The 24,160-nt window shown below is 69.6% G+C and carries 18 protein-coding genes; 6 read left to right on the top strand and 12 right to left on the bottom strand.

Annotated features, from left to right (window positions below):
* Window positions 1–57: 57 nt before the first annotated feature.
* From ACFYP0_RS28290 to ACFYP0_RS28265, 6 genes are read right to left on the bottom strand one after another with little or no spacing between them, the layout of a single operon-like run.
* On the bottom strand, window positions 58–381 hold the full coding sequence (locus ACFYP0_RS28290) for a DUF202 domain-containing protein (RefSeq protein WP_124859028.1): 324 nt from the start codon (window positions 379–381) through the stop codon (window positions 58–60).
* Window positions 382–413: 32 nt separating this feature from the next.
* A complete protein-coding gene (locus ACFYP0_RS28285; protein ID WP_208741269.1) occupies window positions 414–800 on the bottom strand; it encodes a YidH family protein in 387 nt (128 codons plus the stop codon).
* Entirely contained in the window at window positions 797–2,209 is a 1,413-nt protein-coding gene (locus ACFYP0_RS28280; protein ID WP_208741271.1) for a sulfatase family protein, read from the bottom strand. The genes ACFYP0_RS28285 and ACFYP0_RS28280 overlap by 4 nt, the downstream gene beginning before the upstream one ends.
* Window positions 2,210–2,237: 28 nt before the next feature.
* The gene (locus ACFYP0_RS28275) at window positions 2,238–3,236 is read right to left on the bottom strand and encodes an aliphatic sulfonate ABC transporter substrate-binding protein (RefSeq protein ID WP_124859030.1); all 999 of its coding nucleotides are present in this window, start codon (window positions 3,234–3,236) and stop codon (window positions 2,238–2,240) included.
* Window positions 3,233–4,015, bottom strand: coding sequence for an ABC transporter ATP-binding protein (locus tag ACFYP0_RS28270; protein WP_386998141.1), 783 nt, complete (start codon window positions 4,013–4,015; stop codon window positions 3,233–3,235). Before ACFYP0_RS28270 ends, ACFYP0_RS28275 begins: the two co-directional genes overlap by 4 nt.
* Window positions 4,012–4,827: an ABC transporter permease gene (locus ACFYP0_RS28265; protein WP_386998139.1), complete on the bottom strand. Its 816-nt coding sequence runs from the start codon at window positions 4,825–4,827 to the stop codon at window positions 4,012–4,014. Before ACFYP0_RS28265 ends, ACFYP0_RS28270 begins: the two co-directional genes overlap by 4 nt.
* A 328-nt stretch (window positions 4,828–5,155) precedes the next feature.
* Here ACFYP0_RS28265 and ACFYP0_RS28260 point away from each other — a divergent pair, with 328 nt between their 5' ends.
* Complete coding sequence (locus tag ACFYP0_RS28260; protein ID WP_386998137.1) at window positions 5,156–7,588, top strand: family 20 glycosylhydrolase; 2,433 nt, start codon at window positions 5,156–5,158, stop codon at window positions 7,586–7,588.
* Between the two features lie 103 nt (window positions 7,589–7,691).
* The gene (locus tag ACFYP0_RS28255; protein ID WP_355495119.1) at window positions 7,692–8,885 is read left to right on the top strand and encodes an ROK family transcriptional regulator; all 1,194 of its coding nucleotides are present in this window, start codon (window positions 7,692–7,694) and stop codon (window positions 8,883–8,885) included.
* Window positions 8,886–8,949: 64 nt separating this feature from the next.
* Here the strand turns inward: ACFYP0_RS28255 and ACFYP0_RS28250 are convergent, their stop codons facing one another.
* From ACFYP0_RS28250 to ACFYP0_RS28240, 3 genes are read right to left on the bottom strand one after another with little or no spacing between them, the layout of a single operon-like run.
* Window positions 8,950–9,792, bottom strand: coding sequence for a class II fructose-bisphosphate aldolase (locus ACFYP0_RS28250; RefSeq protein ID WP_124859036.1), 843 nt, complete (start codon window positions 9,790–9,792; stop codon window positions 8,950–8,952).
* Window positions 9,793–9,801: 9 nt separating this feature from the next.
* Complete coding sequence (locus tag ACFYP0_RS28245; RefSeq protein ID WP_386998134.1) at window positions 9,802–10,698, bottom strand: SIS domain-containing protein; 897 nt, start codon at window positions 10,696–10,698, stop codon at window positions 9,802–9,804.
* Entirely contained in the window at window positions 10,674–11,693 is a 1,020-nt protein-coding gene (locus ACFYP0_RS28240; RefSeq protein ID WP_386998132.1) for a 1-phosphofructokinase family hexose kinase, read from the bottom strand. The genes ACFYP0_RS28245 and ACFYP0_RS28240 overlap by 25 nt, the downstream gene beginning before the upstream one ends.
* 397 nt (window positions 11,694–12,090) lie before the next feature.
* Between ACFYP0_RS28240 and ACFYP0_RS28235 the strand changes: the two genes are divergently transcribed.
* Genes ACFYP0_RS28235 through ACFYP0_RS28220 form a run of 4 tightly spaced genes read left to right on the top strand, consistent with a single transcriptional unit; the run spans window position 12,091 to window position 17,732 of the window.
* Window positions 12,091–13,164, top strand: coding sequence for a right-handed parallel beta-helix repeat-containing protein (locus ACFYP0_RS28235; protein WP_386998130.1), 1,074 nt, complete (start codon window positions 12,091–12,093; stop codon window positions 13,162–13,164).
* Window positions 13,165–13,191: 27 nt separating this feature from the next.
* Complete coding sequence (locus ACFYP0_RS28230; protein ID WP_124859042.1) at window positions 13,192–15,543, top strand: family 20 glycosylhydrolase; 2,352 nt, start codon at window positions 13,192–13,194, stop codon at window positions 15,541–15,543.
* Entirely contained in the window at window positions 15,540–16,133 is a 594-nt protein-coding gene (locus ACFYP0_RS28225; protein ID WP_158629619.1) for a LamG domain-containing protein, read from the top strand. Before ACFYP0_RS28230 ends, ACFYP0_RS28225 begins: the two co-directional genes overlap by 4 nt.
* A gap of 6 nt (window positions 16,134–16,139) precedes the next feature.
* On the top strand, window positions 16,140–17,732 hold the full coding sequence (locus ACFYP0_RS28220) for an RICIN domain-containing protein (protein ID WP_386998125.1): 1,593 nt from the start codon (window positions 16,140–16,142) through the stop codon (window positions 17,730–17,732).
* An 88-nt stretch (window positions 17,733–17,820) separates the two neighbouring features.
* Here the strand turns inward: ACFYP0_RS28220 and ACFYP0_RS28215 are convergent, their stop codons facing one another.
* The 3 genes from ACFYP0_RS28215 to ACFYP0_RS28205 form a co-directional block, all read right to left on the bottom strand.
* The gene (locus ACFYP0_RS28215; protein WP_386998123.1) at window positions 17,821–20,595 is read right to left on the bottom strand and encodes a TIM-barrel domain-containing protein; all 2,775 of its coding nucleotides are present in this window, start codon (window positions 20,593–20,595) and stop codon (window positions 17,821–17,823) included.
* A 146-nt stretch (window positions 20,596–20,741) separates the two neighbouring features.
* The gene (locus ACFYP0_RS28210; protein ID WP_124859048.1) at window positions 20,742–21,521 is read right to left on the bottom strand and encodes a DeoR/GlpR family DNA-binding transcription regulator; all 780 of its coding nucleotides are present in this window, start codon (window positions 21,519–21,521) and stop codon (window positions 20,742–20,744) included.
* A gap of 210 nt (window positions 21,522–21,731) precedes the next feature.
* The gene (locus ACFYP0_RS28205) at window positions 21,732–24,074 is read right to left on the bottom strand and encodes a beta-galactosidase (protein ID WP_124859051.1); all 2,343 of its coding nucleotides are present in this window, start codon (window positions 24,072–24,074) and stop codon (window positions 21,732–21,734) included.
* Window positions 24,075–24,160 lie beyond the last annotated feature (86 nt).

Genomic DNA, 24,160 nt, shown 5'->3' with positions numbered 1-24,160 from the left:
CCCTCGCCGTCCCGGGGCGCCCCTATCGCCGCCCCGGGACGGCAGCACTCGTCGCCCTCAGCGGGCGAGGACGTGGGCGAGAATCGCCACACCGCCGACCGCCACCAACGTTCCGGTAGCAGCCAGCAGTGCGGCACCTTCCGGCTGACCCAGGTGGGTGGGCAGTCGGACGGTCCGATACCGACGCCGCGCCAGGACGGCCACCGCGACGGCGAGCGGAGCGCAGGCCAGCACAAGTCCGGCCGCAAACGGATGACGCGGCACCAGTTCCCGTCCGACGGCCACCAGCACGGTGGCCGTCGCCAACGCCGTACGAAGCCACGCCAGCAGGGTGCGTTCGGCCTGTGCTCCCCGGTCGGCGAGCCGCGGTGGCTCCGTCACATCAGCACCACGACATCAGATCAGCACCGACATCAGATCAGCACCACGACGAGGATGGTCAGGCCGGCCACGACCACCCCCGCCGCCGACACGACCGCGACGGGGGTGGACGGCAACGGCAGCTGGAGCCGCAGCGCCCGTTCGTTGCGGCTCCAACGAGGGAACGCCTCGACGGCCACCCCGACGGCGAGCACCGCCAGCACGGCCGCCGCCCACTGCGAGCCTTCCGTGCCGAATGCCTTCACCGCCGCGGCGGCCACCATGAGACCCAGCGCGGTCCGCAGCCACGCGAGGAAGGTGCGCTCGTTGGCGAGGGTGAACCGCGGGTCCGGCTCCGTGCCCACCCCGTAGACCCGGCGTGGCCAGCGGCGGTCGGCTGGTCCGGTCGGCTCAATCGGGGTGACTGACTCGTCCGTCACCCGGTGACCGACGTCGGGGGCTGCCACGGGGCGTCACCACACTCCTGCTGGACCCGGGCGAGCTCGTCGGTGAGCGTCGTCCGGATCCGCGCGTACGCCGGGTCGTCGTAGACGCTGCGCATCTCCCACGGGTCGGCGCGCAGGTCGAACAGCTCCCACTCCGGCTCCTGCGCCGTGGCGGAGGTGCCGGGCAGACCCAGCCCGTCGGCGTAGTAGTAGACGAGTTTGTGGTCGTGGGTGCGTACGCCGTAGTGCGCCCACACGTGGTGCTCGTCGTCGTCGTGTTCCCAGTAGCGGTAGTACACCGACTGCCGCCAGTCGTCGACGTCCTCGCCACGCAGCAGCGGTCGCAGCGAGCGTCCCTGCATGCGGGCATCGGCCGGCACGTCGGCGTAGTCGAGGAACGTCTGGGCGAAGTCGACGTTCATGGCGAGCGCGTTGGTGGTGGAGCCGGCCGGGATCTCCGCCGGGTAGCGGATCAGGAACGGCATCCGCAGCGACTCCTCGTACATGAACCGCTTGTCGTACCAGCCGTGGTCACCGAGGAAGAAGCCCTGGTCCGACGTGTAGACGACGATGGTGTCGTCGGTCAGTCCGTGCTCGTCGAGATAGTCGAGCAGGCGGCCGACGTTGTCGTCGACGCTGGCGACGCAGCGCAGATAGTCCTTGATGTAGCGCTGGTAGGTCCAGAGGGCGGCCTCGTCGGGGTCCAGGTGTGGTGGCAGCATCTCCTTGATGTCGTTGGCGGTGAGGTCCCGGTCCACCCGCATCCGGGCGGCCCGGGCGGCGGCGGCGTGCCCGGAGTGGTCGTCGTCGAACGAGCCCGGCACGGCCACGTCGTCGACGTACATGTCGCGGTGTTTGTCGTCGGGCTCCCAGTTGCGGTGCGGCGCCTTGTGGTGCACCAGCAGGCAGAAGGGTCGCTGCGGGTCGCGCTGGTCGAGCCAGTCGACGGCCAGGTCGGTGATGATGTTCGTGCAGTAGCCGGGGCGGACCTGCTCGGTGCCGTCCATGCCGATGAACACTGGATCGCGGTACCGGCCCTGGCCGGGCACGACCTCCCAGTAGTCGAACCCCCGGGGGTCGTGCTCCGGGCCGTGCCCGAGGTGCCACTTACCGACCAGGGCCGTCTGGTAACCGGCGCGGCGCAGCAGCTCCGGGAAGACGAGCTGCCGGTTGTCGAACTCGGTCGACAACGTCTGCACGCCGTTGACGTGGTTGTAGGTGCCGGTGAGGATGGTGGCCCGGCTGGGCGCGCAGAGCGAGTTGGTGCAGAAGCAGTTCTCCAGGAGGGCACCACCGGCCGCGATACGGTCGATGTGTGGAGTCTCGTTGATCTTGCTTCCGTAGGCGCCCACCGCGTGCGCGGCGTGGTCGTCGGCCATGATGAAGACGATGTTGGGCCGCACGTGCTGATCCTTTCTCACGCGACTCGACTCAGGACGCGTACGCGGCGGCGTCGTAGTAGGTGCTCGGGTCGACCGCGTTCGGCAGCTTCCCCAGGTCCTTGAAGAGCCCGTTGAGACCGGTGAGCCAACCCGCGACGGTGCCGTCGGTGGACTTGGCGGCGAGCTCGGCGGACGGCAGGAACCGGGCGTTGGCGGCTTCGGCGCGCAACTGGTCGACCGGGGCCGACTTGAGGAACTTCGCGGTGACCTCGACCGCGCGGTCCACGTTGGCCGCCCGCTCGTCGTTGGCGGCACGCAGCACCGCGAGCACCTTCTTCACCAGGTCCGGCTTGCCGGTCACCACGTCGTTGCGGCCCACGTAGGCGGACGGGAAACTGATGGCCGGGTAGAAGTCGTCGTTCTTGGCCAGCTCGGTCAGCTTCGGCACCCGCTTGCTGATGGTGCCGATGAGCGGGTACCAGATGCCGGCCGCGTCGATCTGACCCGACCCGAACGCGGTGACGACCGTACTCGGGTCCATCGCGACCTTCTCGACGTCGTCGATGGAAAGGCCGGCGCGCTGCAGGGCCAGCCGCACGATCATGTCGCCGGAGGTGCCTTCCGGCACGCCGACCTTCTTACCCTTGAGCGCGGCCAAGGAGGTGATGCCCGGCTGGGCGATGACCCGGTCGGCGAAACCGAGCGAGTTGATGGCGATGACCCGGGCCTTGCCGGAGGCCGGCAACCACATCGCGCCAGGGCCCAGGTAGCCGAAGTCGAGGTCGCCGGCGCCGAGCGCCTGCACCTGCAGGGGGCCGTTGGTGAAGACCTTCAGGTCCGGCTTGAGACCGTGTTCGGCCCACAGCTTCCTGTCGTCGGCGATCGCCATGAGGCTCGCGCCGGTGAAGTCGGCGATGTAGCCCAGCTTCACCGGCTCGGTGCCGGAGCCGCCGGATCCGGACTCGTCGTCGCCGCAGGCGCTGAGGGCTGCGGCGGTGCCCAGGCCGGCGAGGCCGGTCAGCAGGGAGCGACGGGAGAGAGGGCTCATCGTGATGCACCTTCCTGAGGGTTCTGGTGGTAGACGGCGCGCCAGACCCGATTGCGGATCCGGGAGAACTCCGGTGACAGGCGAACCGCTTCGGTGCGGGGGCACGGCAGGTCGACGTCGATGACCTCGTGCACCCGGCCGGGCCGGGCAGCCATGACGACGACCCGGTTGGCGAGGTAGACGGCCTCGTCGACGTCGTGGGTGATGAACATGACGGTGCGTCGCTCGGAGCCCCAGGTGGCCAGGAGCTGATCCTGCATCTGCACCCGGGTGAGGGCGTCCAGGGCGCCGAAGGGTTCGTCCATGAGCAGGACGCCGGGGTCGACGGCGTACGCGCGGGCGATGGCGCACCGCTGCCGCATGCCCCCGGACAGCATCCGGGGCAGCGCGTCCGCGAAGTCGGTGAGGCCCACCAGGTCGATGAAGTGCTGCGCCCGTCGCCGCCGCTCCGCTCGCCCGACCTTGGCGATCTGGAGACCGAACTCGACGTTCTGCCGCACGGTCAGCCAGGGGAACAGCGCGTACTGCTGAAAGATGACGCCGCGTTCCGGGCCGGGCCCACGCACCGGTCGCGAGTCGACGAGCACCTCACCGCCGGTGGGTTCGACCAGGCCGGCCGCGATGTTCAGCAGGGTCGACTTGCCACAACCGGACGGGCCGACCACGGTGACGAACTCGCAGTCGGCGATGTCCAGGTCGACGTTCTGCAGCGCGTGGAACGGTTTGCCGCCCACCTCGAAGGTGCGGCTGGTGGAGCGGAAGGAGATCTTCTCGGTCATCGGCGTTCCTGCCATCCGGTGAGGCGCTTCTCCGTGGTGAGCAGGAGCCGGTCCATGATCAGGCCGAGCACGCCGATGGTGATCAGGCCGACGAAGATGCTCGGCAGGTCGTAGTAGATCTGCGCCTGCTGCATGCGGTAGCCGAGGCCTTCCTGCGCGGCGATCAGCTCGGCGGCCACCAGGGTCGCCCACGCCGCGCCGAGGCCGACGCGCATGCCGACCAGGATGAACGGGGTGGACGCGGGGACGATGACCCGGCGGAACACCACAGCGTCGTTGGCGCCGAGCACCCGGGCCGCGTTGATCATGGTGCGGTCGACGCTCACCACGCCCTGGAATGTCGACACGACGCAGGACAGGAACGCGGCCAGGAAGATGACGAAGATCTTCGGCGTCTCCCCGATGCCCATGAGCAGGATGGCCAACGGGATGACGGCCAGGGGCGGGATCGTGCGGAAGAACTGCACGTAGGGCTCGATGAGGCCACGTGCCGTCTGGTACCACCCCATCAGGAAGCCGACCGGAATCGCGAGGGCGGTGCCGAGCGCGAATCCGATGAGCACCCGGCGCAGGCTGGCGAGGCTGTCGTCGAGCAGGGTGCCGTCCATGGCGAGTTCACCGGCGCGGACGGCGACCGCCTGCGGGCCGGGAAGGCCCGACACCCCGACCCGGGCGAGCACGGTCCAGATGCCGATGCCGAGCACGACGGCGATCACGTTCCACGCCAGCAGCGGTATGGCGCGGCGTGGTGGCGACGCCGCGCGGGTGGTTTCCGGCCCGCGGGTCCGGGGCGGCTGAACGTCTATCGGCACGGTGGCCCTCCGTAGCCCAGGTCGGATTGCGCGCGCCTTCCCTGGCGGGTGGCGCTCAAGGTAAGGGAATCTTTGGTGAACCGACTAATCATGTCAACCCTCCGGACTAAAATGACCGAGCTGGGGGCGCTGTCTCGATTCATAAGACATCCGATGTCTGCTGACCAGCAACCCTATGGGTGATGGCGCTGCGATGACAACGCCCGCCACCCCACCGGGGTGCCGGATATTGTTCGACGCATTGACTAAATTGATGACTCTCGTCAGGCTGCGGCGTACCGAGCCATCCCAGCCGCCCGGCGCTCCGGGCGACGGCCCAAGGAGTCCCATGTCGATTCCACGCTCCCGCCACAGCACCGGATCGAGACGCCGGTTGATCGCCGCCCCCGTCGCCCTGCTGATCGCCGCGACGCTCGTCGCGCCGGTCACCTCCGGCACGCCGGCCGCGGCTGCCGCCGCGCCGGTGAATCTGGCCCGGACCGGCACGGCCACGGCGTCGAGCGTCGAGCTCGACCGGGCCGACTTCGTCGCCGCGCACGTGAACGACGGCGACCGCAACACCCGGTGGTCGTCGAAGTACCAGGACGCCAACTGGGTGCAGGTACGGCTGGCGACCCCTGCCACGGTCGACCACGTCGTGCTCGCCTGGCCCAACGCGTGCGCCCGTGACTTCACGCTGCAGACCTCGGCCAACGGCACCACCTGGACAGACGTCGCCCGCGTCCAACGCGACACCTGCCCCCGGACGGACGTCATCGCGGTGAACTCGGCGCAGCCGGTGTCCCACGTGCGCATGCAGGGGCACCAGCGGTGGGCGGGTTACGGCTACTCGATCTCCGAATTCGAGATCTGGAACGAGACGGCGCCCCCACCCGCGCCCTCGCTGGGCCTGCTGCCCAGACCCGCGTCGATGACGGAGAACGGCGGCACGCCGTACACGCTGGACCGGAACACGCCCATCGTCGCGGTCGGGGCGCAGGCGACCGCGCCCGCGACGTACCTCGCCGGCCAGCTACGCCCGGCCACCGGGTATGGCCTGCCGGTGGTCACCCAGAGCACAGCGCCCGCGCCCATCGTCATCGAGGTCGGCGCCGGCAAGGGCCCAGCCGGGCATGCCGCCGAGGGGTATCGGCTCGTCGTCACCACCGCGAAGGTCCAGATCAGCGCCGACACGGCGAACGGCGCACTCAACGGCGTGCAGACGCTGCGGCAACTCCTCCCCCAGTGGGTGGAGTCCGACACTTTCGTCGACGCCACGTGGAGGGTGCCGGCGGTGACGATCTCCGACTACCCACGCTTCGCCCACCGCGGAATGATGCTCGACGTCGCTCGCAGCTTCTACCCGGTGAACGAGATCAAGGCGTACATCGACGGCGCCGCCCAATACAAGATCAACCGCCTGCACCTGCACCTGACCGACGACCAGGGCTGGCGGATCGCCCTCGACAACCCGGCGAGCAACCCGGCGGGCATCGACTACGGCCTGCTCACCACGGTCAGTGGCCGTACCGCCATGACCTACAACGACAGCGGCCAGTTGATGGGCACCGAGCTGGGTGTCACCGGCTTCTACACCAAGGCCGACTACGCCGAGATCGTGCGCTACGCCGGCGTGAACGGCATGACGGTCATTCCGGAGATCGACATGCCGGGGCACACCAACGCGGCGCTGCACGCCATCCCCCAGCTGAACACGACCGGGGCCCAGCCCAAGCCGGCCGCCGGACAGCGGACCGCCCCGGCCAACGGCACCGGCAACGTCGGCTACTCGACGTTCGACTCGGCCAGCGCGACGACGTACGAGTTCGTCACGCGGGTCCTGACCCAGATCGCCGCCATGACCCCGGGGCCGTACCTGCACATCGGCGGCGACGAGGCCCACGTGACCAGCCACGCGAACTACACCACGATGGTGAACGCCTTCACCTCGACTGTCGCCTCGCTCGGGAAGACGGTGGTCGGCTGGAACGAGTACGCCGGCACGACGCTGCCACAGAACAGGGCCGTCGTGCAGTACTGGAACGGCGACCGCACCGCGGTGGCCAACGCGGTGACCGGCCGCGGCGCCCAGGTCGTCCTCTCCCCCGCCCCCCACACGTACGTGCCGCAGAAGCAGGACTTCCGCCAGCCGCTCGGCGGCAGTTGGGCGTGCGGCGGACCATGCGGGCTGGACCGGCACTACAACTGGGACCCCGGCACCTTCATCCCGAACATCGCCGAGACCAGCGTGCTCGGGGTCGAATCGGCGCTCTGGGGCGAGTTCATCCGTCGCATCGGCCAGGCGCAGTACTACAGCTTCCCGCGCCTCGTGGCCACCGCCGAGGTCGGATGGACGCCGCAGGCACAGCGCGACTACGCCGACTTCACCACGCGCCTGTCGGTGGCCGGGGGCCGGTTGACGGTCCAGGGCGTCAACTTCTTCCCCACCGCCGACGTGCCGTGGCGCAAGCAGGCGATCGGCCGTCCGGCCACCGCGATAGTCGGCGCACCGGCCGGCGCCACCTGGACGGTCACCGCCCCCGGACTCCGCTCCGCCGACCTGGGCGCCACGGTCACCTGGAGTGACGGACGGGTGGAGGCGCTGACGCCGACCGCCACGCGCGAGCCGAGCATCCCGGCGATGCAGATCAACAGCGCGTTCACCATGGTGTCCCGGCGCACGTTCGGCACGCCGGGGACGTACACCGGGACGCTGTCGGCGCGCTCGGCCGGGGCTTCCCCCGTCGAGGCGGCGCTGACCGTCACGGTCCGAGCACCCTGACCACCGGCCGGCGCCGTCACCTCGCACTGGTGACGGCGCCGGCCACCGCGCCCGTACACTGCCGCAACGACGTGGGAAACGAGGCATCGGTCATGATGGTCCGGTGATCGAACGCCCGGATGCCATGCAGCGTGTGCGGCTGGCACACACCGAGGTGCTGCTGGCCCAGCTCCGCAGCGTCGGCCCGCTCAGCCGGGCCGAGCTCATCCGACTGACCGGGCTGTCGCGCACCACTCTGTTCGACATCATCGGCGACCTCATCGCCCGCGGTGTGGTCGTCGAGCGCGAGCCTTCGCTGTCCGGCCACCGGGGCCGGGGACGGCCGTCCACGACCGTCAGCCTCAACCCGTCCGCCGGCCGCATCGTCGGCATCGACCTCGGCCGGGCGACGATCACTGTCATCGTCGCCACCCTGGGTCACGACATCCTGGCCCGGGGCAGCCGCCCCATCACGCTGACGGCGGGGCCGGCCCGACGAGCCAACGCCGCGATCAAGCTGATCGACGACCTCGTTCAGGAGCACGACATCGACCTGCGGGCGCTGGAGGCGATCGGCCTCGGCCTGCCCGGCCTGGTGTTCGGTCGGAGCCGTTCGGCGGGCGGCGGCGGCAGCCCTTCGGTAGCCGCGAAGCAGGTCAGCACGCGAATCCAGGACCGGTACGGCGTCGCCGTCGTCACCGACAACAACTCCCGACTGGCCGCGCTGGCCGAAGGCACCTGGGGGGCGACCCGTGACGTACGGGACGCCATCTACGTCCGGTGGAGTGACGGCGTGGGCGGCGGGCTCATCGTCGACGGCCGGCTCGCCCGGGGCGCGCACGGCGCGGCCGGCGAGATCGGTCACGTCAGCGTCGAGCCCGACGGCGACCCCTGTCCGTGCGGTGGCCGTGGCTGCCTTGAGCTGCTGATCCGCCCGTCGGCACTGATCGAGCAGTGCGCCCGGCGCGGTGTCACCGTCGCGGACCCGGCCGATCTGGTCGCGCGGGCACTCGCCGGCGAGCCGATCGTCTCCGACGTGGTGCGGCACGCCGCGACGCTGCTCGGCCGAGTCCTGTCGGGAATGGTGGTGCAGTTGGACCCGGGCAAGGTGGCCATCGGTGGCACCCTCGCCCATGCCGGTGAAGCGGTGCTCGAACCGGTCCGGACGGCCATCGGTCAGCTGGCGATCCCCGGACACACCCGCCGCCTGGACGTCGTGACGGCCCAGTTCGGCGACGAGGGCGGTGCCCTGGGCGCCGTCGCGGCCGCCCTGCGGCTCAACATGTCAGAGCCCTTGCCGACCCTCCCCACGGCGTAGGAGCAGCGCGCGGCCCGGCAATGCGGCACAGGACCAGCGCACCGCCCGGCCACGCGGCGGACGGTTACGGCGTCGCGGGCAGGAGCGTGAGCAGTCGTTCGACAACGCCGGTCACCGCGCTGCGTCCCGCTGCTAGGTAGCGACGCGGGTCCCGAGACGCCGGCAGAGCGCCACGGACCGCGTCGGTGAACGCCACGTTGAGGGCCGTACCGACGTTGATCTTCACCATGCCATGACCGACCGCGGCGCGGATCTGGTCCAGCGGCACCCCGGAGGAACCGTGCAGCACCAGGGGCACGGGTACGGCTTCGCGGATCGCGGCCACCAGGTCGAGATCCAACGAGGCGGTGCGGTCGGCCATCGCGTGCGAGCTGCCCACCGCGACGGCCAGGGCGTCGACGCCGGTCTCGGCCACGTACCGGGCGGCCTCGGACGGGTCGGTGCGGACGCCGGCGGTGTGGGCGCTCGCCGGAGCGTCCGGCTTACCGCCGACGTAGCCGAGTTCGGCCTCCACCCACAGCCGGTGCTCGTGCGCCCACTCGGTCGCCTTGCGGGTGGTGGCCACGTTGGCGGCGTACGCCAGCGCGGACGCGTCGACCATCACGGAGCTGAAGCCCGAGTCGGGAGCCTGCTCCAGCAGACTGATGTCGTCGACGTGGTCCAGGTGCAGCGACAGGGTCGCGCTGGACCTCCAGGCGACCTCGGCCGTCGCAGCGGCGATAGCCGACAGGCCCGAGTGGTAGCGCGCGGCGTTCTGGCTGATCTGCAGGATCGCCGGCCGGCCGGCACGCTCCGCCGCGACGGCGATCGCCTGGGCGTACTCGATCGTGATCACGTTGAAGGCGAGCACGCCGGTGCCGGCGGCTCGGGCCGCCGCCACCAGGTCGGCGGTGGGCACGAGGGTCATCAGTGGTCCTCAGGCAACCGGCGCGGTCAGGACGACGGACCGGGTGAGCAGCCGGGGCTGGTCCGGGTGCAGGCCACGACGGTTCGCGAGCTCGACCGCGAGCCGCTGCGCGGTGGTGAGGTGCGCCATGGCGTCGACGTCCTCGTGCACGACGATCGCGCCCGTGGCGGCCAGATCGTCGCGGAGGCCGGGCACCACCGGCCCGAAGATCCAGACCACGGACCGGTGGTCCACCACGCTGATCGGGCCGTGCCGGAACTCCATCGCCGGGTACGACTCGGCCCACATCTGTGCGGCCTCCCGCAGCTTGAGGGCCGCCTCGTGCGCCACCCCCACGGTCCAGCCGGTGCCGAGGAAGGTGAACTGGCTCCGACCGACGACGTCCGGGTCGACCGGCGTGTTCAGCTGGGCCCGCGCCTGTTCGATCGGCTCGGTCAGGTCCTCTCCGAGACCGGCGCGCCAAGCGGCGAGCGCGGTCGTGGCGAAGCGGGTCTGCACCACCGACTCCTCGTCGGCGAAGTCGAGGACGACGCAGTCGCTCACCAGCCGGGTCACCGGCCGGTCGGCATCGGTCGTGAGCACGGTCGAGCGGCTGCCGGGCGGCAACTGTTCGAGGAGCGCCATCACCTCGGTGGTGGTGCCGGAGCGGGTGATGGCGACCACCCGGTCGTAGCGCCGTCCGGCGGGGAATTCGGAGGCGGCGAAGGCGTCGGTCTCCCCCTGGCCCGCCGACTCCCGCAGCGCCGCGAAACTCTGCGCCATGAAGTACGACGTGCCACAGCCGACGACGGCGACCCGTTCGCCGGGCTGAGGCAGAGCCCGCGCTACCTCAGGTCGAGTGACCAGTTCCGCGGCGCGACGCCATGTCTCGGGTTGCGTGGCTATCTCGGAGGCGACGTGCGACATGGTTCCTGCTCTCTGTCGGCGCGGTGCTCTTGCAGCTCTTCCACTGTGGTTCCGGGCAGCAGCCGGGAAGCAACGTCGTCGTCGTACTCGCCCGCCCACGGGCAGGCCACGGCGGCCGCCGAGACGGCCGCGCCCCGGGCGAGGACGTCCGGCCAGGGCGCGCGGGTGAGGAGCCCGTACGCGAGCACGGCCGCGAGGGCGTCGCCGGCGCCGGTCGGGTTACCTGCCACCCGTTCGGGCGCACGCACGTTGTAGGCGGCCCCGCCGGTAACCGCCACGAATCCGTCCGCGCCGCGGGACACCACGCTGGCGCTGGCGCCGCTTCGGACGAGCCGGTGTGCCACCGCCACAGCGTCGTCGCGGCTGCGTACCGGGCGGCCGAGCAGGTCCGCTGCCTCGTGGGCGTTCGGTTTCGCCAGCGTCGGCGCGGCAGCCAGCGCGTGTCGGAGCGCCGATCCTTCGGCGTCCACGATGGTCTCGGCCCCGGCGACCTGCGCCATGGTGACGAGATCGGCGTACGCGGTGTCGGGCACGCCCGGCGGCCGGCTGCCGGACAGCACCACCACCCGCGCCGCGCGGACCCGCTCGGCGAACACGTCCCGGAACGCCGCCCACTGCGCCGCCGTGACGTGCGGGCCGGGTTCGTTGAGGACCGTCGCCGTGTCCTGCGCGAGGACGGTCACCGTCCGGCGGGTCTCGCCGCTGAGATGGGTGAACTGCGCCGGCAGGCCGGCCGTCGCCAGTTCGGCCTGGATGTGCTCGCCGGCGGCACCGCCGAGCAGGCCGAGGACGAGGGTATCGGCGCCCAGTTGACGCAGGACCCGGGCGACGTTGAGGCCCTTGCCTCCGGCCCGGGAAACCACGCTCGTCACCCGATGCGACGTGTCGGGCACCAGCTCGGGCACGACATAGGTGATGTCCAAGGCTGGATTGAGCGACACCGAGATGATCAGGTCACGGCGCTTGCGGGTCTGCGGCGCACCGTCTGCGGTCATGTGATTGATCCGCCCCTTTCGGAAGGTGCCGGTTACACGAGCACTCGTGATCTTTCGTGACACTGTGGCGACGGAACCAATCACGATATTGCAGACCCTAGGGATCTGGCCCGGCCGCCGTCAAGGCCCGTCGACCACGCTCCGATCCCCTCTTTACACGGGAAAGCCAGCCGTGCGGTCGATCAGCGATGGCAGCAGGAGCCTGTCGCGAATCCGGTGCGGCACGCGTCCAGCCCCAGGTTGATTGCAGAAAGTTGCAAGCGCGTCGGAGTGGCCGACCGATCCGCACCGCGGTCTTCCTGATGGCACGACGAACGCCTTGACGGACGTCGATAACGCTCGTAAGTTCGTCCGACATCTGACGTGGGACGTTCACCCCGCAGCCCGAAGGGCCACCATGACCACACGAATCCCCCGCCGCGCGGTCACCTTGGCGGGCGCCGCCGGCGCGCTCGCCGCCGTCGTGCCGCCCGGCCGGGCCGACGCCGCGATCGCCTCGACGTCCCTACCGGTCCTCGACGTCGCCGACGACTGGAACACCGCCCTGGCCCGCACGCCTCAGGTGCAGCTCACACCCGGCGCCACCTACACCCTGCCCGCCACGGTCGCCCTACCCGATCGCTGCCTCATCGTCGGCAACGGCGCGACGGTCACCGTTCCGACCGACCAGGCCGGCGCGCTGTCCATAGTGGGCCGCAACAACGTCAGCGTCAGCGGCGTCCACTTCCTCGGACGCCAGACCAGCCCCGTCGACTCGGCACCGCAGTTCGCGCACGTGGGCGTCCGGATCAGCCGCAGCAACAACGTACGGATCCTGGACTGCGACTTCACGAACTGGCGCGGCGCCGGCCTGGCGGTGACCGGATCGGCGGCGGACGACTACTTCGGCTACCGGCTCAAGGTGAGCGGCAACGCCTTTCACCGCTGCTACTTCGGTGTCTCACTGGCGGACCGCAGCGAATACTCGCAGTTGACCGCCAACAGCTTCACGTCCTGCCGACTCGCGATCTGGAACTCGTCCGGGAACTGGACCATCAACGGCAACGTCGTCGTCGGCTGCTACGGCGCCTACTACTCATTCGCCCAGACCAGCCCGTACGGGTCGCTGGCCAGTGACAACTGGGGGCACGGCAGTCTGACCGGCAACACCATCAACCACTGCAACGGCGGCGTACCAGTGCGATGGAGCAGCGCGCTGTCCTTCCCGATCGGCGGAGTCGGCCGCAATCCCGGCACCGGCGTGGTCGTCGACGGCGTCCTGCCGCCGACCTTCACCGGCAACACCCTCTGGTACAGCGACATCCGCGCCACGAACCTGCAGGGCACCCGCTGGATGCTGTCCGGCTGCACCCTGTCGAATCTCACAGTGAGCTGCACCGGCACCGCTCCGGTGCACCTGCTGGGCAATCAGGCCAACAGCGGCGGCCTGCCCGTGCTGCAGGGAAACGTCAAGGATCTCCTGCCGCTCTGAGCGTTTCCCGACCGGAGGTACGCAACAGTGTTCTCCACCCGCAAGAAGCGACTTCTTCTCGCACTCGCCGCCCTGCTGGCGGGCCTGGGGCTTCAGGTTCCGTCGGCGGCGCGCGCGGCCAACCCCGCGCCCCAGGTCGCACCGAGCGTCCGGGAGTGGACCGGGGGGACGGGGACCTGGACGCTGACCACAGCGTCCCGGATCCTGGTGGACCCCGCGCATGCCGCCCAGTTGTCGGTGGCGGCGACGTCGTTACGCGTCGACCTGGGCGCGATCAGCGGTGTCGACGTGCCGATCATCTCGTCGGCAACATCGGGGACCGGCGACATCCTGCTCACGCTCGCCGTCAGCGATGCCGGCATCGGCGACCAGGGATACCTGATGACCGTCGGGTCGCAGGTGGTGGTCCGCGCAAACGCCACGGCCGGTGTGTACTACGGGACCCAGACCCTGCTGCAAATGATCAAGCAGAGCGCGACGGCGACCACAGTGCCGGCGGGAACCATCCGCGACTACCCGCAGTACCGCGAACGCGGGGTGATGCTCGACGTCGGCCGGCACTTCTACGAGATGGACTACCTGGAGAATCTTCTCCGGCGCATGGCGTGGCTGCGTCTGAACACACTGCGCATGCACTTCACCGAGTGGAACGGTTTTCGTCTGCGCAGCGACCGGTACCCCGGCCTGGCCTCTGCCCAGTCCTACAGCAAGGCCGACCTGCGCCGCATGCAGGACGTCGCCAAGCGGTACCACATCACCATCGTTCCCGAGATCGACCTGCCGGGCCACGCGACCACGATGACGACGTACGACCCGACGATGCGGTTCTCCTGCGCGTCGATGGACTACGCGCCCTGGCCCGGTGGATCGAACGGCGGCTGGACGCTCAACCTGACCAAGGACTCCGCGCGAACGTTCGTCATGAACCTGCTGTCGGAGTTCGTGCCGCTGTTCGACGGCCCCTACTTCCATATCGGCGGCGACGAATACCAGACCGACGCCGCCAAGAACAGCTGTCCGGAGCTGGTCAGCTATGCACAGGCACGGGGCTTCCCCCACGCGGGTGACGTCTTCACCGAGTTCATGAACCTGATGAACGACAAGGTGCGGTCGTACGGCAAGACGGCCCAGCTCTGGAACTGGTGGGAGACGAACGGCCAGCAGACGAGCATCAAGCCGGCGACCAGCATCGTCCTCACGCCGTACACCGGGTCGCTGAACTACTTCTACAACCTGGGCTACACGGTGGTCGGCGTACCGGAGAGCACCCTGTACGTGACTCCCGGCCTGAACCTCTACGTCAACGCGAAGAACGTCTACGAGAGCTGGGCTCCGGACCCGAACGTGAAGGTCAACGGCTACAAGATCGCGCGCTGGTCGGATGCTGTGGAACACCAGACGGACGAGTGGTTCGACCAGTACGCGAAGCGGCCGACGGAGGTCCTCGCCGAGCGGCTGTGGGGCGGCCCGCGATCGAGCACCGTGGAGGCGTTCTTCACCCGGGTGGACGCAATCGGGGACGCCCCGGGCGTGCCGAGCGTGGTCCAGGTCAACGACAACACCACGGGAACCGGCGACAACCAGTTCAGCTACTCGGGCACCTGGCAGTACGGGACCAACGGCGCCCGACAGTTCCAGGGCGACGACCATTACAGCAGCACGCTCGACAGCGCGTACCAGGTCCGGTTCACCGGCAACAAGGTCAAGCTCTTCGCCGCCAGGGCGGCGAATCACGGGCGGGCGGGCATCTCGATCGACGGCGGTCCCGAGACGGTGGTCGACCTGTACTCCCCGACGCGGGTGGACCAGGCGATGGTCTTCACCAGTGGGCTGCTCGCCCAGGGCTCGCACGTCCTGCGGGTGCGGGTGTTGAACAGCAGGAACGCCAGTTCGTCCGGCACCGCGGTCACGGCGGACAAGGTCGAGGTGTCCCGGGCGGCGACCCCGGCCGCCGCGTTCGACCCGTCGACCGAGTACCGGGTCGTCAACCGCAACAGCACCAAGGTGCTCGAGGTGCCGGTCGGCAGTGGGGACGGCGGTGGCGCCATCCAGTGGTCGAGCAACGGTGCGGCGCACCAACGGTGGAATCTCGTCGAGGCCGGCGGCGGCTACCACCGCATCGTCAACCGCAGCAGCGGCAAGGTGTTGGACGTGTCGGGCTCGTCCACCGCCGACGGAGCGAGCGTCGTCCAGTGGACGAGCCACGGCGGCGCGAACCAGCTGTGGAGCGTCATTCCGGCCGGCACGCATTACAAGATCATCAACAGGAATTCCGGCAAGGCGCTCACCGTGGCGAATGCCGCGACCAACGACGGTGCCACCGTCGTCCAGTCGACCTACCGCGGAGGTACCGAACAGCAATGGACCATCACCCGATGAACGGCCGTTCGAGGGCGCGTCCGGGCCTGGCGGCCCGGGCCGGCACCGCCGCCGCAGTCGCGTTGGCGCTCCTCCTGAGCCTGCTGATGCCGGCATCCGCCGGACACGCGGCAACGGCGACTCTGAACTATCCGGTCAACCAGCCGTTCAACGGCAGCAGCACCTTCCTCGACAAGTCGGCCGACGTGTCCGGCGTGGCGAACCTGACCCAGGGGGCGATCGCGGTCCGGTTCCGGTCCACGAGTTCCGCCGTCGCGAAGAGCTTCTTCAGCGCGTCGCACACCGTCGACGAGTCCAGCAACCTGTCGTTCTCCCTCAACGGCGGATCGGTCTACTTCGAGAACCGGGAGAACGGGGCCTACGCCACCCAGGTGACGTCGACCGGCGGCCCCTACAACGACGGCGTCTGGCACACCGCCATCCTGACCGTCGGCGCCGAGGGCACCCGCCTCTACGTCGACGGATCGGTGCGCGCCACGCACCAATCCACCAGGTTCTTCGCGAACGTCCGAGACCTCAACGGAATGTGGATCGGCCGCAACGTCGACGCGCAGGGAGCCCAGTGGCACTACAGCGGTGACCTCGACTAAGTGCGCGTGTACGGCACCACGCTCTCGGCGGGTGAGATCAGCGACCTCAGCATGCGCATCGACTACACGATCCCGTTCCTGGACCTGAAGGACGACACGCGCCGCCAGGTGCTCACCGACCGCCAGGCAGGGCAGTACCTCGGGCACCCCGATTCCGTCCTGCTCGACGACGGACGCACGATCTTCACCGTCTACCCCATGGGCCACGGCACCGGCCAGATCATCCTGAAGCGCAGCGACGACGGTGGGCGCACCTGGTCGGGTCGCCTCCCCACGCCGGCGAGCTGGGCCACCAGCAAGGAGACCCCCACCCTCTACAAGGTGGTGAAGCCGACCGGGGGCACCCGACTGCTGCTGGTCAGCGGCCTTCCGGCGAGTCCCGGAGGGTTCAAGACCGCGTACTCCGACGACAACGGCCAGTCCTGGTCCGAATTCACCCACCACTTCGCCGACGCCGGCTTCAGCGGCTTCGTGGCCCACGCCACCCTGGTCCGCCTCAAGAAGGCCGACGGCTCCTGGGACTTCCGCTACATGGGCATCTTCCACGACGGCGGATACAACAACTGGAAGACCTACCTGACGTTCGACGCCGCCGGCAACGCCGTCTGGAGCACGCCGACCCGGCTCCTCGCCGCGCACAACACCATCGAGAAATATGCCGGCCTCTGCGAGATCGAGATCATCCGCTCGCCGAACGGTCGCCAGCTCGCGCTGCTCGCCCGGGCGCAGAACAAGCGCACCAACGCCATGGTGGCGTTCTCGAACGACGAGGGAACCACCTGGACCGAGCCGCGCGAGATGCAGGGAGCTCTCATGGGCGAACGCCACGCCGCGACGTACGACCCGGCCACCGGTCGGCTCGTCATCACCTTCCGCGACATCATCCGCAACAGCGTGAGCAACACCGGGGCGTGGGTGGCCGGCGACTGGGTGGCCTGGGTCGGGACCTACGACGATCTGGTCAACTCCCGCGAGGGTCAGTACCGGGTCCGACTGTTGGAGGACTTCACGCCTTCGGTCAAGAGCGGCGACACCGGCTACGCGGGCAACGTCGTGCTTCCGGACGGTACGTTCGTGCTGACGTCGTACGGATACTTCGACCCGACCGACACGAGCTACCCGTACATCATGACCACCCGGTTCAGCCTCAAGGAACTCGACGCCCTGAACGGCTCGTTCGACCCGAACGCGAACTACACATTCACCAACCGGGCCAGTGGAAAGGTCATGGAGGTCGCGGTCGCCGCGCCGGGTGACGGTGGCGACGCGGTGCAGTGGGCCGACAACGGTGCCCTGCACCAGAAGTGGTCGATCGTTCCCGTCGGCGACGGGTTCCACCGCATCGTCAACCGCCGTAGTGGCCGTGCCCTCGACGTGGCCGGCAACTCGACCGCGGACGGCGCCGACGTCATCCAGTGGACGTACACGGGTGCGGCCAACCAGCAGTGGCGCATCACGCGAGTCGGCACCCACTTCACCATCACGAACCGCAACAGTGGTCGAGCGCTCGATCTCGACGGAACGATCACGGACAACGGCGCTGACGTCATCCAGCGAACCGCCACCGGCGCGACCCGCCAACAGTGGTCATTGTCCTAGTCCGCGCGCCGGCACCAATCCCGGTCTCGGGATGCGCTGATGGCCCGTCGGACAGGGCGGCAACCCTGTCCGACGGGCCGCGCGGGGATCAACTCCCCGACGTCACCGCGGTTCCGGTGATCGCCAGGTCGGCCACCGTCGTCCACGGCCCCCGGGCACCGGCCTCACTCAACGCCCGCAGCCGCACGTACCGGCCGCTGCGGACAGCGCCGAACGGCACCACCTTCTGCGTCGACGTGTCGGCGAACGTCCCCGACGCCACCGCCGTGCCCCAGGCGCTCGGGCTGTCCGAGACGTACACCTCGTAGCGGCCGATGCGGCCGTTCACGCCCCCGTCCTGCCGTGGCAGGTACCGCAGCCCGTCCACCTGGTACGTGGCGCCCAGATCGATCTGGATCTCGTGCGGCAGGGGCGCGGGCGTGGACGACCAGGCGGTGTGCCAGAAAGTGCCCGGGTCTGCGTCGAACGCGTTGGTGGCCCTGCCGTTCTCCGCGCTCGTCTCCTCGCTGTCGGCGTACACGAGCCGCCAGCTGTCGTTCGGGATCGGCGGTGTCGCCGTGCCGGTGCCGGGGACCGGCAGCACGGCGCCGTCGATCCGGGTCTGGAACGCGGTGCTCCTCGCACCGGCCTTGATCCACAGGATCCCGTCCGCGTAGAACCAACCGCTGCTCGCCGAGTCGTACGCGGAGCGCGTGCTCAACCTCGGCAGCGTCTGGCCGGCGACCGTGACCGCCTGTGCGGCGGCCGACAGGTGCACGCTGAACTCGTAGGAGCGCGACGACGGCTTGCCGGCGTACGCACCGGTGGAGGCACCCACGTCGACGGTGACCGTTCCGGTGCCGGACGTCGGCGCGGCCATCCGGACCTGCTGGGTGGCGTAAGCCCCGCCCTGGTAGGCGCGGGTGATGCCGTCGTCCTCGTAGAGCGTGAAGCTCGACGAGCCGCGCGGGTACAGGTCGTAGGTGAGCGTGGAGACCGGCTTCTCACCTGTGTAGTTCATCTGCGGCCACATCGGCACGATCGAGCCGCCCTTGACGAACAGGGGCAGCCGGTCCAGCGGTGCCGCGTACCCGTTGAGGGTGAGCGGTCCCTGGTACACCCGCCCGGTCCAGTAGTCGGTCCAGGTGCCGGCCGGCAGGTAGATGCCGTCGCGCAGCTCGGTGTCGGAGACCACAGGCGCCACGAGGAACGCGTCGCCCGCCATGAACTCACCAGACGTGGCGTTGCCCCGGGCGACCGGGTCGTTCGGGTACTCCAGCACCAGGGCCCGAGTCGCCGGCACGCCTGTCACGCTTGCCACCCGGCTCATCGTGTAGTGGTACGGCATCAGCCGCATCTTGAGTTGCAGGTAACGGCGGTTGATCGACAGGTACGGTTCGGCGTAGCGCCAGGGCTGCTTGTCCTGGTAGCCGGGCGCCGGATTGGTCGCGCCCCAGCCGGACATCGTCATGAACGCCGGTGTGAACGACTTCCACTGCAGGTCCCGCACGTAGGTGTTCGGGCTGCCACCGAAGATCCCGTCGACGTCACCCGTTGCGTAGTTGAGGCCGGACAACCCGGCGCCCGCGACGGCAGGCACGGTCCACCGCATGTCGTCCCAACTGCCGTACGTGTCACCGGTCCAGACGACGGCGTTGCGGTGGGTACCGGCCCAGCCGTCGACGGTCCACACGTAGCGGCGGGCGTCGGAGTTCCGCTCGATGCCGTCGACCGCCTGCTGGACACCACGGAACGCGTTCTGGTAACCGCCGCCGATCCACGCGACGTCGGTCTTCACGCCACGCGTACCGGCGGTGCCGACCTCGTAGTCGATGGACCCGAGCCCCGTGGAGGTCCACAGGCCGGTCTGGAAACCGAGCGCCTTGGCGCCTGCCACTGTCGCGGGCAGGTCGGCGTAGCCGCAGCCGTACCCGTCGTTGGGCAGGAACCACCCCGACGGCATGTCCTTGGCCCGGGCCTCCCGGGCGTACGCCAGCACATCGGGAGTCCGCTGGTGCCCGGCCCGGTTGTGGTCGCCCTGATAGGCCGGGTTGGACGCGTTGAAGCAGTCCGCGTTGCCGAGTTCGAGGCCCCACATCGGGCTCAGGAACGGCTTGCCCGTCACGTCGGTGTACGCGCCGAGCACAGCCTTGAGCGAATCGCCCACGAAGTAGTACGCGTCGAAGCGTTCCTCGTTGTGGGTGGTGGTGACCGGTGCGGTGAAGCCGTACGAGCCGGGCGCCCACGTGTTGCGCAGGACGCCGTAGCCGTTCGTGGACAGGTAGAAGGGCGCCGGACTGGCGTTCGTGTTCTCCCGCCACCTGTTGTCCACGGCGATCGGCACCGTCTTGTCGCGCAGCGCCCACTCCCCCAGGCGCAGGCCGGTGCCGTAGAACTGCTCGTCGGCGTCGCGCGCCAAGCGCTGCGTCGTACGGCCGGCGGACCAGTCGAGCGGTTGCGCCTCCCGCCAGATCAGCCGCCCGTCCGGACGCTGGACCTGCATCGTCAGGGGGTCCTTGTTGATCCGGATGACAACCGCCGCGGTGGCGATGCGGAAGGCGGTGCCGTCGTCGGTCGCCGTGCTGGCCACCGCACCGAAGTCGGTCCGCACGGTGATCTCGTTCGCCGCCGGTTCGGTGAAGGTGCCGTTCGGCGCTGCCCAGACCCGGAAGATGTCCGCACGGACCAGCGTGAGCCGGATGCGGGCGGCGGTGCTGGTGGCGATGGTGTAGGTGTTCCCGGTCCGGGTGAGGCCGGTCGCGCTTCCCGGTGTGCTCGCGCGAGCGGGTAGGGCCTGCAGCATCGCGGCGAACAGGATGAGAACCACGATGGCAGCCCGGACGGCGGTACGGCGGCGATGGGCAGGCAGCGGTGACCAGATCATCGTTTTCTCCGGTGTGGTGAGGGACGATGCGGCCCAGACATTTACGAAGGGCGATAAGATCGGATGGTGCACCCGCCTGACTCAAGATGCAAGAATCAGCCCGTAATTTTGCACCGGGTTCCATCTTTTGCCGATCGCAGCGCCCGTCAGACCTGGAGCACCGTGACCCCGGCCTGTTCGACGAGGCTCACCTGCTGCGGGTCCGCCGACCGATCGGTGATCAGAGTGTCGATGTTGCCCAGCGGACAGATCCGGTTGAAGCTCCGGCGGCCCAGCTTCGAGGCGTCCGCGACGACGATCGTCCGCGCCGCGCTGGTCACCATGACGTGGTTGACCGCCGCCTCGCCGTCGTTATGGGCGCTGGCGCCGTGCTGGTGGTCGATCGCGTCCACCCCGAGCACGACGACATCCAGCGCCACGGACGCGAGCATCGTCTCCGCGATGCGACCGACCAACTCGTACGACTGCGGGCGGGCCGTCCCACCGGTGAGCACCACCCGGATGTGCGGACGCACGATGAGCTCGTGGGCGATGTTCAGCGCATTGGTCACCACCGTGGCCGCCGACAGCTGCCCGCTCGGGTCGGTGCGCAGCGCGAGCGCCCGGGCCACCTCGGTCGTCGTGGTGCCGCCGTTGAGCCCGACCGTGCTGCCCGGTGGGATCAGTGCGAGGGCGGCCGCGGCGATCCGCTGCTTCTCCGATGCCTGCCGCACCGCCTTGTAGCGCAGCGGCAGGTCGTAGGAGACATTGGTGACGACCACGCCGCCCCGGGTGCGGGTCACCAACCGCTGGGTGGCCAACTCGTCGAAGTCACGACGAATGGTCGCCGTACTCACGCCCAACTCGCGGGCTGTGGACTCGATGTCGAGTTGACCCTCGACGGCGACCATCTCCAGGAGCCGGTGCCACCGCTCGCGCTGGTTCACGTCTCACTCCGGTCGCTCCGCCCGCCCATGCGGCCATCTTTGCATCTCCGATGCAACGCCCGTACCGCACCACGACATGGACGGTTGACCGCAACGGGTGAGGGTCGGCAGGCGACCCGCGGCGGCCGCCGCACCGCAACAGGTCACCCACCGACCCTCACCTACCCGGCCCGACCCATGGTCAGCCGGGCGTCAGATGGCCCGACGACGTCACCCCGGCGTGAGGCGCCAGTGTTGGGTGGTGGCGCCGGTGTCGCTCTGCTGCACGATCGCGGCGCCGTCGGTCGTCGCACCGCCGGCCACAGCGAGGACCTTTCCGGTCTGCACGTTGACGAGCCTCACGAACTCACCGGACGCGGTCACGACCCGCCACTGCTGGTTGCCGCCGCCGGTCGCGGTCCACTGGATGACCCGCGCCCCCTCCGCCGTGGAGCCGGCCTCGACGTCAGCGAGCAGACCCGAACTGACGCTGGTCATCGTGGTGACGCCGCCCACCGCGCCAGCCATCAGCCACGCCTGGTTGGCACCGCCGTTGGGGGTCCACTGGATCAACTGCACGCCGGTGGCCCGGGACAGGTCCGGCACGTCGAGGGCCTTTCCGCTGGCCCGGTTGACCACCGTGTGGCGGACGGCGCCCGACTGGCCGCTCAGGGTGGCTTCGAAGGAGATCGGCTGGGCCTGCACCTGGTGCAGGTCGAAAACCACGATCTCATTGGCGCCGACCCGCAGCCACGGCGCCGGACAGTAGAGCCGCTGCTGTGGCCCCACCTTCCAGTAGCGGCCCAGGTTGCGGCCGTTGACCCAGACCACACCCTTGGTCCACCGGGACATGTCGAGGTACGTGTCGCCGGTCTGGGTGAGGTTCACCGTGGCCTTGAAGAAGATGCCGGGCCGCGAACTGTTGGTGATCACCGGACGGAGGCCGGCCACGAACGCCTCGTCGACGGGCAGCAGATGGGTCTGCCAGTTGGTCAACGTGCCGGTCAGGGTGCCCGCGTCGACCAGTGACACCCGCTCGGTGATGCCCTTGCGGTCGACCAGCGCCTGGCCGAAGTTGTTCCGACCCATGCCCTCGACCAGGATGTCGAGCGTGGGGCTGCCACTCGCCGAGGTCTTCAACGCCAGCGGCGCGTCCTGCACGGTCACGCCGAGCGGAGTCGTGTAGGCCGCCGGGAGGCTGCTCCGAGACAGGCCGCCCTGGTAGACGCCGTCGAGGAACACCGTGGCGTAGTCGCGCACCGACCTGATGTCCAGTGTCGCCCGGGTGTAGCCAGGCAGGACGCGGCGGTAGAGCATGAAGCCGGAGTTCTGGCCGTACATCTCCATCGGCTGTGGATTCGTCTGGGTCGACAGCGCGGCCGGCAGGTTGTCCCACAGCGAGGCGTACGCCGCCGGCAGGACGGCCTGGCCGCCGGTGCGCACGATGGTGGGGATCGGTGCGGGTACGGCCGGCAGCGTCACCCCGAGGGCGGTGCCGATGATCTCCCGGTAGGCGGGGTACAGGCGGGCCGGGGCACCCTGTTCGTTGATCGGCGCGCCGTAGTCGTAGGTGGTGATGTCCGCCTGGTAACCCGACCCGTTGTCGGCGGCGTTGGCGCCCGCGGAGTATCCGAAGTTCGTGCCGCCGTGGATCATGTAGAGGTTGAACGACAACCGGCCGGCCATCAGGCCCCGCAGCTGGCTGGAGATGTCGGTGTTCGATCCGGCGAAGCCGCCGTCGCCCCAGTGGGTCAACCAGCCCGGGTAGAGCTCGCCGGACATGGCCGGAACGGTCGGGAACGACCGGCGTGCCGCGGCGATGGCTGCCGCGTCACCGCCGCTGAGCGCGATCGCGCCGCCGGTGACGACCGTCCGGTTGCCCTGCACCTGGCCGAGGCCGTCCTCGGTGTAGAACGGTCCGGTGATCCCGGCCCGCAGCCACAGTTGCCGCAGCTCCTCGAGATAGACGACGTCGTTGCCGTACGACCCGTACTCGTTCTCGATCTGGACCATCAGGATCGGTCCTCCGTTGCCCACCATGAGCGGCTTGACCAGCGCGGCGAGCGCGTTGATGTAGCGCGTGACGGCCGCCATGTAGTTGGGGTCGGCGGCGGTGCGGACCCGCAGCCTGATGTTCGGGTTGCGCAACAGGTACGGCGGTAGACCGCCGAGGTCCCATTCGCCGCAGACGTAGGGGCCGGGGCGCAGCAGCACGTACATGCCCTCGGCCTGGCACAGCCTGATGAAGCCCGCGATGTCACGCCGGTCGGTGGTGAAGTCGAAGACACCGGGCCGTTCCTCGACGTGGTTCCACATCACGTAGATGGCGATCGTGTTCATGCCCATGGCCTTGGCCATCTGGATCCGGTGCCGCCAGTACTGCACCGGGATGCGGGCCGGGTGCATCTCGCCGCTGCGGATCTGGAACGGCTGGCCGTCGAGCAGGAAGTTGCTGCCGTCGGCGGAGAACCCGAAGGTCTGCGCCGCAGCCGCGGCGCTGGCCGGGCCGCCCGACGCCAGCATCGCCGCGAACGGACTGAGCACGCCGAGGGTGAGGAGTTGACGCCGTTGCATGGTGTCTCCTTCGGACAGGCGTCGCCGGCGGCGGTCGCGGGCCGGGACGGGCCCGATCGCCGAGATGACGAAGGTGGTCGATGCAG

The sequence above is a fragment of the Micromonospora arida genome, assembly GCF_042873195.1.
In the GTDB taxonomy this organism is placed as follows: domain Bacteria; phylum Actinomycetota; class Actinomycetes; order Mycobacteriales; family Micromonosporaceae; genus Micromonospora; species Micromonospora arida.
The sequence above is the reverse complement of the archived record's forward strand: the minus strand, read 5'-3'. Positions and strand labels throughout refer to the sequence as shown.